This is a genomic window from Nonomuraea sp. SBT364, from assembly GCF_001083785.1.
Lineage (GTDB): Bacteria > Actinomycetota > Actinomycetes > Streptosporangiales > Streptosporangiaceae > Nonomuraea.
Genome location: NZ_LAVL01000006.1, coordinates 107,007 through 120,444, shown reverse-complemented (window position 1 = coordinate 120,444; position 13,438 = coordinate 107,007). Strand labels below are relative to the sequence as shown.

The window sequence follows — 13,438 nt, the reverse complement described above, 5'->3', positions numbered from 1 at the left end:
GCGCCCCGGCGGTCTCAGAGGAGCTCCACGTACCCTTCCGCGCCGTTCACCCGGATGCGCTGCCCGTCCGCGATCCGCCGGGTGGCGCCCTCCACGCCGACGACCGCGGGCAGCCCGTACTCGCGCGCCACCACGGCGCCGTGCGTCATCACGCCGCCGACCTCCATGACGACGCCCTTGACCGACACGAACAGCGGCGACCAGCTCGGATCGGTGAACACGGTGACGAGGATGTCGCCCTCCTCCAGGTGGGCCCCGGCCATGCCGAAGATGACCCGCGCCCGGCCCTCGACGACGCCCGACGACACCGCGATGCCCGCCAGCGCTCCCTCCGGCAGCGTGCCCGGCTCGTACGCGCCGGAGATCACCTCGCCCTCCGAGGTGATCACCCGGGGCGGCGACAGCTTCCGGTAGGTCTCGTGCTCCTCCCGCCGCTGGATGACGATCGCGTAGTCCAGCTCGCCGGTCGCGGCCGCCTTCCTGAACTCCTCGATGGACAGGAAGTACACGTCCTCGGGCTCCTTGACGACCCCGCGCGCGACCAGCCCGGCGGCCTCCTCCATGAGCGCCCGCTTGTAGATCTCGTAGCGCAGGAGCAGCGCGTGCTTGGAGTACTCGCGGTAGCCGATGAAGTGGCGGATCAGGCTCATCTTCCTGGCCGCCTTCCTGGCCTTGCCCGCGCCGCCGGGCAGGTCCCGGAGGCGGGCGAGCAGGTCGCCCATGGTGCGTTCGGCCTCGGCGCGGCCCTGCTCCGCCTTGCGGCGGCGCTCGCCCGGCGGGAAGTTCCTGACGTTGCCGAGGATGAGCGGCACCAGCAGCGTCGGGTCCTCGCTCCACCGGGTCCTGGTCAGGTCGATGTCGCCGGCGCAGTGCATCCCGTACGCGTCCAGGTAGCCGCGGATGGCGTCACCGACGGCCGCCCCGCCGGGGTAGCCCGCCAGGCCGTCGAAGAAGGTGTCGCGCCGGGCCGTCTCCAGGTAGCGCACGATGTCGGGGTGCTCGCGGACGGCGTCGGCGACGTCGAGCAGGTCGAGCCCCATGGCGGCCACCACGTTGTGGTCGGCGGACTGGGCGATCGCGTCGGCGGCGTTCTTCTCGCCCAGCCAGGCTTCCATGTGCTTGTTGACCCAGTTCACCGACTGGATGCCGATGAAGGCCGCGGCCACGCTGCGCGGGTCGAAGGTGAGCTCGGCGAGCACGTCATGGTCGTCGATGATGTACGCGAACAGCTCGTCGCCCGACTTGCCGGCGATCCCGCGCCGCAGCCGCTCCACCGTCGCCTCGGTGTGCGCGATCAGGTCCGGCACGACGCCGGGGTCGTCCTCGCGGCCGAGCTTGAGATACTGGCGCGCGATCGGCAGCACGCCGCCCTCGCCGAAGTCCAGCATCGAGGTCTTGCCCCGGGCCAGCCCGGCGGTGAAGTCCTTGCGCTTCAGCGCCGCGCGCAGGGCGTTGGCCATCAGCACGTCGACCTGGTCGAGGCTCTTGAGCGTGGCCGGCCTGGCCCAGGCCGAGGTGAGCTCCGCCGAGACGTCCTTGTAGAAGCGGTTGCCGGCCACGACGCCCGCCGTGCGGCCCAGCTTGTCGTGCAGCAGCGACAAGAACGACAGGCCCAGGGGCGCGAAGGCGTCGGTCATCATCTGCCGGTGCCCGTAGGAGACGTACACGTGGTTCTTGCCGTCGTGCGCGGGCGGCACGGGGTAGAGCGTGGTGACCGGGCGGCTCTGCAGGATGTGGAACGCGCCGTCGTACAGCGCCCACTCGATGTCCTGGGGGCGGCCGAAATGCGCCTCGATCTTCCGCCCCAGGCTCTCCAGCAGCAGGATCTGCTCGTCGCCGAGCTTCTGCGCGGCCTGCCGGGAGGGCTCGACGGGAAGCTCCTCGGTGCCGCCGGACGGCAGCGCGCGCAGCTCCTTCGTCTGCGTGGCGATCTTCCTGTCGATGATCCGCCCCGCCCTGACCCGGTAGTTGTCGGCGTTGACCAGCCCGGACACGAAGGACTCGCCCAGGCCGTACCCGGCGTCGATCGAGACCACCCCGCGGTTGCCCGAGACCGGGTCGGCGGTGAACATGATGCCCGCCGCCTCCGGGAAGACCATCCGCTGGACGACCACCGACAGCCGGACCGCGCGATGGCCGAAGCCGTTCCGGATGCGGTAGGCAACCGCGCGGTCGGTGAACAGCGACGCCCAGCACCGCCGCACGCCGTCGATCACCGCGTCGGCGCCCCGCAGGTTCAGGTACGTGTCCTGCTGGCCGGCGAAGGAGCTGGACGGCAGGTCCTCGGCGGTGGCGCTGGAACGCACCGCGCAGGCCGCGTCCTGGCCGCCCATCTCGTCGAGGTGCCGGACGATGTCGCGCCGGATCTCGCCGGGCACGGCCAGGCCCTCGACGGCGGCACGCAGCCACGCGCAGGCGGCGGCGATCCCGGCCCGGTCGTCGGCCCGCAGCCCGGCCAGCCCGTCGATCAGCGCGCCGATCCGCGCGTCACGCTCCACGACCTGCTCGTACGCGTCGGTGGTGACGCAGAACCCGCGCGGCACGCGTACCCCGCTGATCGCGGACAGCTCGCCGAGGTTGGCCCCCTTCCCGCCGACCAGGGGGAGCCGCGTCCTGTCGATGTCATGGAACCCGAGTACGTAGGCACTCATGGCTGATCCCGTCTCTCATCCAAGGTTTCAATACAGGACTGTACTGTATTGAAATTGAGCCCCGTCAACAGGGAAGGACGTCACCATGACCCCCAAGATCTGCCTGGTCACCGGCGCCTCGTCGGGCATCGGCCACGCCACCGCGCTGGAGCTGCGCCGGGCCGGCCACATCGTGTACGGCGCCGCCCGCCGGGTGGACCGGATGGCCGAGCTGCGCCGGGCCGGCGGCCACCCCCTGGCCATGGACGTCACCGCCGAGGACGACCTGAGCCGCGTCGTGACCACCGTCCTGGACGCGCACCACCGGATCGACGTGCTGGTCAACAACGCCGGAGCCGGCCTGCACGGCGCCGTCGAGGACGTGTCCGTCGAGCGGGCCCGCCGCCTGTTCGAGGTCAACCTCTTCGGCCCGGCCCGGCTCACCCAGCTCGTCCTGCCGCACATGCGCGAACGCCGCTCCGGCACGATCGTCAACGTCTCCTCCATCGCCGGCGAGATCTCGCTGCCGCTCGTCGCCTGGTACCACGCCTCCAAGCACGCCCTGGAGACCTGCTCCGACTCGCTCCGCCAGGAGTGCCGGCCCTTCGGCGTCCACGTGGTCGTCGTGCAGCCGGGCATCATCAGGACGGAGTTCGAGGAGGACACGCCGCGCGAGCTGCGCGAGACCTCCGGCGGCGGGCCCTACCGCGCGCTCGCCGAGTCGATGGCGAGCCGGGCCGAGGGCAACACCAAGGGCTCCGCCCCGGCCGTGGTCGCCAAGACCATCAGGGAGGCCGTCGAATCCTCCAGGCCGAAACCGCGCTACCCGGTCGGCTACCTGGCCAGGACACTCCTGGCGCTGAACCGGATCCTGCCCGACCGGGCCTTCGACGCCCTGGTGACGAAAGTGAGGTGAATCCCACGGTGCGCACCCCGGGACCGCGGGGATGTCACACCGGGCCGCCCGCCGCCGTCTGCTGACTGACAGGCGACCGGGGAGGGGCGACAGTGATATCGGCGCATGGGATCGGCGGGCGGTCGGATCTGCCGATCCCGCTCTGGCTGGCGCTCTACACCGGCGCGGGCGCGGTTCTGATCGCGTTCTTCGTGGTGTCGGTGCTGCGGCCGCGGCAACGGCCGCGATCGGCGGGAGTGCCGCTGCCGGGGCCCGTGCAGCGGGCCGCCGCGGCGCGGGGCGTCCGCGTGCTGCTGAGAGCCGCGGGCCTGGCCGCGTTCGGCGCGCTGCTGGCCACGGCCTGGTTCGGCGACGGCGACCCGTCGGCGAACCCGGCGCCGTCGTGGTTCTACGTGTGGTTCTGGGTCGGCCTGATCCCGCTCTCGCTCCTGTTCGGCCCGATCTGGCGGCTGGTGAACCCGCTGCGCCCGCCGGCCGCGCTCGCCCGCCGGTGCCTTCCCCCGGCGGTGCGCCGCGAGCCGCCGTCCGGGCACGCCGGCTCGCTGCCGGCCGTCGCCGGCATGGTCGCCTTCCTGTGGCTCGAACTGGCCTCCCCGCAGCCCGGCTCCCCGCGCGCGGTCGCCGTCTTCGTGAGCGTCTACGCGGTGACGCACATCCTGGCCGGAGCCGTGTTCGGGCCGCGCTGGTTCGACCGCGCGGACACCTTCGAGGTGTACGCCGGCCTGCTCGCCGCCCTGTCGCCGATCGGCAGGGACGCCGGGGGCCGGCTGGTGCTGCGGACGCCGCCCGCCGGGCTGCGCGCCGGGCGCGCCGACGCCGGCCAGACCGCGCTGGCGCTCGTGGTGCTGGGCGGGACCATGTACGACGGCCTCAGCAGGCTGCCGGTGTGGACCGGGCTCACCCGCGCACTCGGGCAGCCGGGGACCGCGCTGCTCGCCACGGCCGCGCTCGGGATCGTGATCGCGGCCAACCTCCTGGCCTACCGGGACGCCCTCCGGATGACCAGGCCGTACGCCCGGCCCTCGGCAGGCGTGGCCGACGCGTTCACGCACTCGCTGGTGCCGGTCATGGTCGGCTACAGCGTCGCGCACTACTTCTCCTTCGCCGTCTTCGAGGGGCAGCGCGGATGGCTGCTGGCCTCCGACCCCTTCGGGCTCGGCTGGGACCTGCTCGGCGTCGGTGACGCGGCCGTCGACTACACGCTGCTGCCGCCCTCGCTGATCGTCGTCGTCCAGGTGGGCGCGATCGTGCTCGGCCACATCGCCGGCGTGGTGTCCGCGCACGACCGGGCGCTGGACGTGGTCCGCGCGGGCGAGCTGCGGACCGGCCAGTATCCGATGCTCACGCTCATGGTGGTCTACACGGGCATCGGCATCACGCTGATGTCCGCGGGCTGAGCTTGTCACACGCCGCCGGGGGCGCTCGTCCTATACGCGAAGCAAGCACAGGAAAGGAACCTGATGAACGGTTACAGCCGGCCCGCCAAGATCTTCATCCAGCTGGCCGTCGTGGTCGGCGCGCTGATGATGCTGGTCTTCGGCGTGTGGATGCGCATCGACCCGGCGGGCTTCGCCGAGTACGCCCAGTTCCCCAATCACGTGCACTTCCTGCACGACGCCGGGGTCTTTCAGATCGGCATCGGGCTGATGATGCTGTGCGCCCTGGTGTGGCGTGACGTGCTCTCGATCGTGCTGGCCGGGTTCTTCGTCACCAACACGCTGCACGCGGTGAACCACGCGGCCGACCTCGACCTCGGCGGCAGCCCGGACAACTGGTGGCAGCTCGGGCTCGTCTCGCTGCTGGCGCTGGCCGGCCTCGTGGTGCACCGCGCGCAGCTCAGCCGCCGGTCACGGGCGGACGCGTAGCTGGGTCAGCACCAGCCCGCTCCGGTGGAGCTCGACCTCGAAGACGCCGGGAATGTCCGTGTCGACGCTCAGCGTCGCCGGTCGCCCGGCGGCGAGCTCCGCCCCGCGGTCGTAGCCGTGCACGTGCAGCTCGTCGGCGGCGTCGGAGGTCACCACCAGCTCGACCGTGTCGCCCGTGCGGGCCTCGACCCGGTCCGGCCCGCTGACCTTGTCGCCGCCGGCCACGACGAACAGCTGCCGCCGCGTGGCCGGCTCGCCTCCCCGCGCCGCGTCCCCGGCGCACGCCGTCGTCGCCAGCAGTGCGGCGGCGGCCACGGCGGCGCCCAGCCGGCGCATCACGCGCCCGCCATGCGCAGGTGACGCAGGCCCGCCCGGCAGCTCGGATACTCCGGCCGCCAGCCCAGCTCCCGCTTGGCCTTGTCGTTGGACAGCCGGATCCGGGTGCCCGCCATCAGCGCGTACATGTAGGGCGCCGGCCGCAGCAGCAGGCTCGGCACCGTGAGCGGCGCCGGCGCCCCCGCCGCCTCCGCCACCGCGGCGACGAACTCGGCGAACGTCACCGGGGTGTCGTCGACGACGTTGTACGCCTGCCCGCCCCGCCCCCGGCCGAGGGCCGCCACCGTGGCCGCCGCCGCGTCGGCGATGTGGATGGGCGAGGTGACCCCGGACGGCCTCGGCATCGGCAGCAGGCGCTTCGACGCCAGCGCCATCAGCTTGCGGGTGCCCGCCTCCGGGCCGTAGAACAACCCGTAGCGCAGCGCGATCCCGTCGATCCCCGGCGTGCCGAACGCCAGCCGCTCGTTGGCCCGCATCGAGCGCAGGTGCCGCTCGAAGGCGCCGCGGCCGGCCGGTGCGAACGGGTGGTCCTCGGTCAGCTTCGCCTCGCCGTGGTCGCGGTAGCCGTAGCCGAGGAAGAACGACTGCGTGACGAACCGGTGCGCGCCGACCAGCCCGGCCGCCCGCAGCAGGTTCGCCGTCCCGCGCTCGCGCAGGTCGTCGGTGGCGTGCAGGTCCCGGTGCCGCAACGGCGTGCCGGTGATCGCGGTCGCCTGATGGATCACCGCGTCGGCCCGGTGCCCGCGCAGCGCGTCCAGCAGCCGCCGCTCGTCCATCACGTCGACCACCCGCGTCTCGACGCCGGAGTCCTCCAGCAGGCGCGCCTTCCTGGGGGAGCGGGTCAGGCCCAGCACCGCATGGCCGGCGGCGAGCAGTCTCGGCACGAGTTCGCCGCCGAGGGTGCCCGTCGCACCCGCGAGCACGATCTTCATTCCCCGTCTCCTGACTGGTGTGTCATCGAGCACGTTCCTTCCCGGGGCCACGGCGTGGGTGCCGGGCCGCTCTACAGTCGGACGTCGGCGCGCGGCCGGGTGTGACACGGATGTCACAACCACGGGGGCGGCTTCGTCCCATGGGCGAAAGGCAAGCAACCGGGGGAAGGCGGGGACCAGAAGTGATGGACGACATCGGTGACGAGCCGGCGGCCGTCTTCGCCGCGAACCGCAATCTGCTGTTCGCGGCCGCGTACGACATCCTCGGCAGCGTCACCGACGCCGAGGACGTCGTGCAGGACGCGTGGCTGCGCTGGGAGAGGGTCGACCACGCGGCGATCGGGCATCCACGCGCGTACCTGATGCGCATCGTGGTGCATCGAGCCGTCGACCAGCTGCGCAAGGCGCGCAGGCTGCGCGAGGACTACATCGGCCCGTGGCTGCCGGAACCTCTGTGGACCGACGAGAGCCCCGCCGACCGGGAGGAACGCCGTGGCGGTGTCGCGCTCGGCCTGCTGGTGGTGCTGGAGACGCTGTCGCCGCTCGAACGGGCCGCGTTCGTCCTCCGGGAGGCGTTCGCCTACGAGTACGACGAGATCGCCGGCATCCTCGGCAGGTCGCCCGCCGCGGTGCGCCAGCTCGTGCACCGGGCGCGGGGGCACGTCCACGCGCGGCGGCCCCGCTTCACCGCCGACCAGCGCGACGCCCAGGTGGCGGCCGAGCGGTTCGTGAACGCGGCCGTCGGAGGGAGCCTGACCGACCTGCTCGACGTGCTGGCGCCCGAGGTCACGCTGTGGAACGACGGCGGAGGCCGGACCCGCGCCGCGCTGCGGCCGGTGCACGGCGCCGGCAAGGTGGCCCGCCTGCTGGCCGCCGTCGGGCCCAGGTACGCCGGGTGCGAGATCCGCTGGGCGCTCCCCGGCGGCACCCCGACTGCCCTGATCGTCGCCGGCGACCGGCCGGTGGCGGTCGTCACCGTCGAGACGGACTCCTCCGGGGGACGGGTACGCGCCATCTACGGCATGGCGAACCCGGACAAGCTTGCCCACCTGTCGCAGCACAACTGACGAACGAGAGGACGCGCGCATGCCGAAGGTCCTGGAGGACTTCATCACGCAGCCGCTGGGCGCCGAACGCCACGAGCTGCACGTCCGGCAGCGGCCGGAATCCGTCTGGGCCGCGCTGAACACGTTGTCGCCCGGGGAGCTCCCGCTGGTGGGGCTGCTCATGGGCCTGCGCTCGGCCCCGGCGAAGGGGGCGGGCGAGGCACCGACGATGCTCGGCACGATGATCGGCCGGGGCTGGTTCGAGCTGGCCACCGAGCCGCAGCGGTATGTCGTGCTCGGCTCCATCAGCCAGTTCTGGCGGCTGCGGCCGGGGGAGTTCCGGCGCACCTGCCCGGCCGGGCGGTTCCGCGACTACGACGCGCCCGGCTTCGCCAAGTCGGCGTCGGTCTTCGAGGTGATCCCGACCGAGCACGGCACCCTGCTCCGCACCGAGACGTGGGTGACCGCCGGCTCGGCGGCCACCCGGCGCAGGATGCTGGCCTACTGGCGGCTGATCCGCCCCTTCAGCGGGGTGATCCGGCGCGTCATGCTGCGCGCCATCGCCAGGAAGGCCGCCGCCTACGGCTGATCGTCCTGGGCGGTGGTCCGCCCGGCCAGCCGCTCGTAGCGCTGCCGGGCGGCCTGCGGCGTGCCGAGCCCGAGGCCGAAGGCGATCTCCTGCCACGTCATGCCGCGCCCCCTGGCCATCTGGAGGAGCCCGGCCTCCAGGTCGTCCGCCTCCGCGCGGGCCTGCGGGAGGAGGCTCAGGGCGGCGACGATGTCGGCCCGGTCCACCTCCGGCTCGCCCTCGTCGGGCAGCACCGCGCCGCTCAGCAGGAACGACACGAGCCTGATGGCCTCGTGCGGCGCGAGCTCCGTGGGGTGGGCCTGCCGCCGGCGTCGCGCGTCGGTGGCCGCGTGGCGCTCGGTGATGCGCACGAGCGACGCGTATTCGCGATGCGCCCGCGCCTGCCCGGGGTGCAGGGGCGTGAAGGGGTCAGGAGTCGACGACATGCGCTTCACCCTGGCCGATCAGCATGCCGTTGTCAACATAGCGTGTTGAACAAAATGTTCATCGGCTAGAGTTCGAGCGGATCATGCGTCGCCCGAGGAGGTCCCCGGTGAAGTGGCGTTCGCGGCTCGTCCCCGTGCTGGTGCTCGCCGGGACCGCGCTGTTCCTGTTCGACCAGGGCGTGCGGCGGGAGCCGAAGGCGGTGCGGTTCAGCGTGGTGGAGGGGACGGCGGCGGGCTACCGTTCCTTCGTCGACGGCGCGGGGCGGGGCAACCGGACCACGACGACGGTCGTCTTCGCGCTCACGCTGGCCGGTTACCCGCCGAACGTGACCTTCCGCCTGGAGCGGCCGCCCCCGGCCGGGGTGCCCGAAGGCGCCGCGGTGCGCCTGGAGGTCCCCGCGGACACCGCCGACACGGTCGCCCGCGCCTCCCGGTTCCCCGGCGCCGACTACCTGGTCAAGGTGCTGGGCGCGTCGATCGACGGCCGGCCGGTCTACTCCGCCGAGGGTGAGGCCGAGCGGGCCGGTGGCGCCTCGGCCGGATACAAGGTCGCGGGCGCCGTCTGCGCGCTGCTCGCCGCGGCCTGGGCCGGCCTCCTGGTGAGGCGGGCCCGCCGGCGCGCCTGAAAGTTTCGGCGTCCCCTTGACCGATGCGGTGTTCACGTTAACACTGAGCCCACATCCCTTCTGTCGGCGCTGCGCCCGGGTCCGGAGTGTTAGCGCTAACATCGAAAGGCGCCCCCCATGGACAGACTCTTACGAACCGCACTCACGGCAGCCGTCGTGGCGCTGCTGGCGGTGTGCCAGGCTCTCGTGGCCGCCCCCGCGTCCGCCGCCACGATCGACACCAACGCCTCGTACGTGCTGGTCAACCGGCACAGCGGCAAGGTCATGGACGTCTACGAGCGCGCCACCGGCGACGGCGCCCCCATCGTCCAGTGGGCCCGCAACGACGGCGCCTGGCAGCAGTGGCAGTTCGTCGACTCCGGCGGCGGCTACTACCGCCTGCGCTCACGCCACAGCGGCAAGGTCCTGGACCTGTACGACCACTCCACCGCCGACGGCGCCGACGTCGTCCAGTGGGCCGACCACAACGGCGCCAACCAGCAGTTCCGCGTCGTCGACACCGGCAGCGGCCACGTCAAGCTGATCAACCGCAACAGCGGCAAGGCCCTGGAGGTGTGGGAGTGGTCCACCGCCGACGGCGGCCGCCTGTCCCAGTACGCCGACACGAACGGCGCCAACCAGCAGTGGCAACTGGTCAAGCTCGGCACCACCCCGCCGCCCGCGTACCCGAACCCGGGCACGGTCACCGGTGACGTCAACGTGCACGACCCCGAGGTGGCCAAGACCCCTTCCGGCGGCTACCTGCTGGCCCACACCGGTGACGGCATCTCGCTGAAGACCTCCGCCGACCGCACGGCATGGCGGAACGCGGGGGCGGCGTTCCCCGGCGGGGCCCCGTGGGCGCATTCGTACACGAACGGCGGCAACCACCTGTGGGCGCCGGACCTCACCTACGTGAACGGCCGCTACCACATGTACTACTCGGCCTCCACCTTCGGCTCCAACCACTCGGCGATCTTCCTGGCCACCAGCACGACCGGCGCGTCCGGCTCGTGGACGAACCAGGGGCTGGTCGTCGAGTCGCGCACCTCGGACAACTTCAACGCCATCGACCCCAACCTGATCATCGACGACCAGGGCCGCTGGTGGCTGAACTTCGGCTCGTTCTGGTCCGGCATCAAGATGGTCCAGCTCGACCCGGCCACCGGCAAGCGGACCGGCACCGCCATGAGCAGCATCGCCGGGCGCAACGGCGGCTCGATCGAGGCGCCGACGATCTACCGGCACGGCGGCTACTACTACCTGCTGGTCTCCTTCGACCTGTGCTGCCGGGGTGCCGACAGCACCTACCGCGTCATGGCAGGCCGCTCGACCTCGGTCACGGGTCCGTACGTGGACCGCAACGGGGTGGCGCTGACCGCCGGCGGCGGCACGGAGATCCTGGCCGGCCACGGGAGCATCCACGGCCCCGGCCACCAGGCGGTCATCACCGACACCGACGGCGACATCCTCTTCTACCACTGGTACGCGAACGACGACTCCTCCCGGCTCGGCATCAACAAGATCGGCTACGACGCGGCCGGCTGGCCCTACGTCTACTGACCGCGCCGAGACCGACGAAGAGGAGCATGTGGTGTTACCGATCACTCAGGAACGAGGAGCGCTGCGTCGCCTGCTGGTGCTCGCCGTCGCCGCCGTCGTGACGCTCGCGCTGTGCGTCGTGGCGTCCGGCCGCGCCGAGGCGGCCCCCGGCCCGTCCTTCACCAACCCCGTCGTCCCCACCCCCAACAGCGCCGACCCGACGCTGGTCTTCCACAACGGCTTCTACTACTACGTCGCCACGACCTGGACGTCCGACGTCGTCATGCGCCGCTCGGCGACGATCGCCGGGCTGCGCAGCGCCCCCGAGCAGCTCGTCCTGCGCACCGGCGGCACCACCATGTGGGCGCCGCACCTGGAACTGATCAACAACCGCTGGTACCTGTACTACTCCGTCGAACAGGCCGGCGCGCCCCGCCGCACCCACGTCGCCGAAAGCGCCGGCTCCGACCCCCTCGGCCCCTACACCTACCGCGGCGTGCTCAACCTGATGCCGAACAACGGCTGGGCCATCGACGCCGCCGTGGTGCGCCTCAACGGCGCCCTCTACATGACCTTCTCCGCCTTCGCCCCCGAGGACAACCTGCAGTCGCTCTACCTCGCACCGCTGTCCAACCCCTGGACCGCGAGCGCGTTCGGCCGCCGCGTCTCCGCCCCCACCCTGGCCTGGGAACGCCAGAACGGCGCCGTCAACGAAGGCGGCTTCATGCTGCAACGAGGCGGCCGCACCTTCCTGACCTACTCCGCCAGCCACTGCAACGGCCCCGACTACAAGCTCGGCATGCTCGAATACCGGGGCGGCGACCCCCTGGCCGCCTCCTCCTGGACCAAGTTCCCCAACCCCATCTTCCGGCGCAACGACGCCGCCGGCGTCTACGGGCCCGGCCACCACTCCTTCTTCACCTCACCCGACGGCACCGAGACCTGGATCGCCTACCACGCCAACTCCTCGGCGAGCCAGGGCTGCGGCACCACCCGCACCACCCGGGTGCAGAAGATCTCCTGGAACGCCGACGGCACCCCCGACCTGGGCGTCCCGGTCTCCACCTCGACCGTGCTGCCGGGCCCGTCCGGCGAGGCCGCTCCCGCGTACTCCAGAATCCGCAACCGGCACAGCGATCTGTGCCTGGACGACTACAACTGGGTCACCACCCCCGGCGCCGAGGTGCGGCAGTGGACCTGCAACGGCCTGGCCCCCCAGGACTGGCAGATCACCCCGGCCGCCGACGGCTACGCCACGATCGTCAACCGGCACAGCGGCCTGTGCCTGGACAACCGCGACTGGGGCAGCACGGCCGGCTCGCCCGTCCAGCAGTGGACCTGCAACGGCCTGGCCGTCCAGCAGTGGCGGATCACCGCCGCCGGAGACGGCTACTCCACGATCGTCAACCGGCACAGCGGCCTGTGCCTGGACGACTACGACTGGGGCACGGCGGACGGCGCCGAAGTACGCCAGTGGACCTGCAACGGCAGCGCAGTCCAGCAGTGGCGGATCTCCTGAGGGGGTGACCGGGGTGGCCCCGGCCACCCCGGCGCTCCGCGTGCCCGGGCGCGCACAAGGGAGGCGCCTGCGAACAAGTCACGGTTCGGGGTACGTTTTCGCCTGCGCCGATGAGTTTCGCCGCTCCCGGCGGTCTGCATCGCAAGCATCGAGAAGGAGCGACAGCATGACCGAGCCCACGTCCCACACGCTCGAAGTGCCCGGGGCCATCCTCCACTACGACATCCGCCAGGCCGAGGGGAGCGCCGATCCGCTCCTGCTGCTGATCGGGTCGCCGATGGACGCCACCGGGTTCACCGCCCTGGCTGCGCGCTTCCCGGACCGCACGGTGGTGACGTACGACCCGCGCGGGGCCGGCCGGAGCGAGCGGACCTCGGGCGGCGAGTCGACGCCCGAACTGCACGCCGACGACCTGCACCGGCTGATCGACGCGCTCGGCGGCGGGCCGGTCGACATCCTGGCCAGCAGCGGCGGCGCCGTGAACGCGCTGGCGCTGGTGGCCAGGCACCCGGAGCAGGTCCGCACGCTGGTGGCCCACGAGCCGCCCGCCGCGGCGACCCTGCCGGACCGGGAGCAGGCGCTCGCCGCGGTGGCCGACATCCGGCAGACGTACGAGCGCGACGGTTTCGGGCCCGCGATGGCCAAGTTCATCGCGATCACCAGCCTGACCGGCGAGGTCCCCGCCGACTTCGCCGACCAGCCGATGCCGAACCCCGCCGACTTCGGGATGCCGACCGAGGACGACGGCTCCCGCGACGACGTCCTGTTCGCGCAGAACCTCATGACCTGTACGCACTACGAGCACGACTTCGAGGCGTTGCGCGCGGCCTCCACCCGCGTCGTCGTCGCCGTGGGAGCCGAGTCCGAGGGGCAGCTGGCCCGCCGCTCCGGCGAGGCGGTCGCCGAGCGGCTCGGCTCCGAGGCGGTGATCTTCCCCAGCAACCACGGCGGCTTCATGGACGGCGAGTTCGGCATGAAGGGCGACCCGGACGGCTTCGCCGCCGCGCTGCGCAAGGTCCTCGGCGAATAGGGC

General features: G+C 72.3%; 13 protein-coding genes. 9 read left to right on the top strand and 4 right to left on the bottom strand.

Going from position 1 to position 13,438, the window contains the following annotated elements:
* Positions 1-14: 14 nt before the first annotated feature.
* The gene (gene rph, locus ADY59_RS05340) at positions 15-2,651 is read right to left on the bottom strand and encodes a rifamycin-inactivating phosphotransferase (protein WP_049558391.1); all 2,637 of its coding nucleotides are present in this window, start codon (positions 2,649-2,651) and stop codon (positions 15-17) included.
* 85 nt (positions 2,652-2,736) lie between these two features.
* Here rph and ADY59_RS05335 point away from each other — a divergent pair, with 85 nt between their 5' ends.
* The 3 genes from ADY59_RS05335 (at position 2,737) to ADY59_RS05325 (ending at position 5,411) form a co-directional block, all read left to right on the top strand.
* The gene (locus tag ADY59_RS05335) at positions 2,737-3,546 is read left to right on the top strand and encodes an oxidoreductase (RefSeq protein WP_049558389.1); all 810 of its coding nucleotides are present in this window, start codon (positions 2,737-2,739) and stop codon (positions 3,544-3,546) included.
* Between the two features lie 92 nt (positions 3,547-3,638).
* Positions 3,639-4,943, top strand: a complete 1,305-nt coding sequence (locus ADY59_RS05330) for a hypothetical protein (protein WP_049558387.1) — start codon at positions 3,639-3,641, stop codon at positions 4,941-4,943.
* Between the two features lie 63 nt (positions 4,944-5,006).
* On the top strand, positions 5,007-5,411 hold the full coding sequence (locus ADY59_RS05325) for a hypothetical protein (RefSeq protein WP_049558385.1): 405 nt from the start codon (positions 5,007-5,009) through the stop codon (positions 5,409-5,411).
* Here the strand turns inward: ADY59_RS05325 and ADY59_RS05320 are convergent.
* Together ADY59_RS05320 and ADY59_RS05315 are read right to left on the bottom strand one after the other, a co-directional pair.
* Positions 5,394-5,750 carry a hypothetical protein gene (locus tag ADY59_RS05320; RefSeq protein WP_197093443.1) on the bottom strand — a complete coding sequence of 119 codons (357 nt, stop codon included), beginning with the start codon at positions 5,748-5,750 and terminating at the stop codon, positions 5,394-5,396. The genes ADY59_RS05325 and ADY59_RS05320 overlap by 18 nt on opposite strands.
* Entirely contained in the window at positions 5,747-6,679 is a 933-nt protein-coding gene (locus ADY59_RS05315; protein WP_049558381.1) for an NAD-dependent epimerase/dehydratase family protein, read from the bottom strand. Before ADY59_RS05315 ends, ADY59_RS05320 begins: the two co-directional genes overlap by 4 nt.
* Positions 6,680-6,864: 185 nt before the next feature.
* Between ADY59_RS05315 and sigJ the strand changes: the two genes are divergently transcribed.
* Positions 6,865-7,746 (top strand): RNA polymerase sigma factor SigJ, encoded by an 882-nt coding sequence (sigJ, locus tag ADY59_RS05310; RefSeq protein WP_049558378.1) that lies wholly within the window; start codon positions 6,865-6,867, stop codon positions 7,744-7,746.
* A 19-nt stretch (positions 7,747-7,765) separates the two neighbouring features.
* Positions 7,766-8,314 (top strand): hypothetical protein, encoded by a 549-nt coding sequence (locus tag ADY59_RS05305; RefSeq protein WP_049558374.1) that lies wholly within the window; start codon positions 7,766-7,768, stop codon positions 8,312-8,314.
* Here ADY59_RS05305 and ADY59_RS05300 read toward each other — a convergent pair.
* Entirely contained in the window at positions 8,305-8,739 is a 435-nt protein-coding gene (locus ADY59_RS05300) for a hypothetical protein (protein ID WP_049558371.1), read from the bottom strand. The two genes, ADY59_RS05305 and ADY59_RS05300, sit on opposite strands and share 10 nt — an antisense overlap.
* A gap of 107 nt (positions 8,740-8,846) precedes the next feature.
* Here ADY59_RS05300 and ADY59_RS05295 point away from each other — a divergent pair, with 107 nt between their 5' ends.
* The 4 genes from ADY59_RS05295 to ADY59_RS05280 all read left to right on the top strand — a co-directional run bounded on the left by ADY59_RS05295 (position 8,847) and on the right by ADY59_RS05280 (position 13,435).
* Complete coding sequence (locus ADY59_RS05295; protein ID WP_049558368.1) at positions 8,847-9,365, top strand: hypothetical protein; 519 nt, start codon at positions 8,847-8,849, stop codon at positions 9,363-9,365.
* Positions 9,366-9,482: 117 nt separating this feature from the next.
* On the top strand, positions 9,483-10,907 hold the full coding sequence (locus ADY59_RS05290) for a family 43 glycosylhydrolase (RefSeq protein WP_049558366.1): 1,425 nt from the start codon (positions 9,483-9,485) through the stop codon (positions 10,905-10,907).
* A gap of 31 nt (positions 10,908-10,938) precedes the next feature.
* Complete coding sequence (locus tag ADY59_RS05285; RefSeq protein WP_197093442.1) at positions 10,939-12,405, top strand: family 43 glycosylhydrolase; 1,467 nt, start codon at positions 10,939-10,941, stop codon at positions 12,403-12,405.
* A gap of 166 nt (positions 12,406-12,571) precedes the next feature.
* Positions 12,572-13,435 (top strand): alpha/beta fold hydrolase, encoded by an 864-nt coding sequence (locus ADY59_RS05280; RefSeq protein WP_049558363.1) that lies wholly within the window; start codon positions 12,572-12,574, stop codon positions 13,433-13,435.
* Positions 13,436-13,438: the final 3 nt, after the last annotated feature.

Excerpts from the sequence above, each read along its gene's own strand:
- ADY59_RS05305 (WP_049558374.1), top strand. The coding sequence starts at position 7,766 with ATGCCGAAGGTCCTGGAGGACTTCATCACGCAGCCGCTGGGCGCCGAA.
- rph (WP_049558391.1), bottom strand. The coding sequence starts at position 2,651 with ATGAGTGCCTACGTACTCGGGTTCCATGACATCGACAGGACGCGGCTC.
- ADY59_RS05300 (WP_049558371.1), bottom strand. The coding sequence starts at position 8,739 with ATGTCGTCGACTCCTGACCCCTTCACGCCCCTGCACCCCGGGCAGGCG.
- ADY59_RS05335 (WP_049558389.1), top strand. The coding sequence starts at position 2,737 with ATGACCCCCAAGATCTGCCTGGTCACCGGCGCCTCGTCGGGCATCGGC.
- sigJ (WP_049558378.1), top strand. The coding sequence starts at position 6,865 with ATGGACGACATCGGTGACGAGCCGGCGGCCGTCTTCGCCGCGAACCGC.
- ADY59_RS05290 (WP_049558366.1), top strand. The coding sequence starts at position 9,483 with ATGGACAGACTCTTACGAACCGCACTCACGGCAGCCGTCGTGGCGCTG.
- ADY59_RS05280 (WP_049558363.1), top strand. The coding sequence starts at position 12,572 with ATGACCGAGCCCACGTCCCACACGCTCGAAGTGCCCGGGGCCATCCTC.
- ADY59_RS05325 (WP_049558385.1), top strand. The coding sequence starts at position 5,007 with ATGAACGGTTACAGCCGGCCCGCCAAGATCTTCATCCAGCTGGCCGTC.
- ADY59_RS05315 (WP_049558381.1), bottom strand. The coding sequence starts at position 6,679 with ATGAAGATCGTGCTCGCGGGTGCGACGGGCACCCTCGGCGGCGAACTC.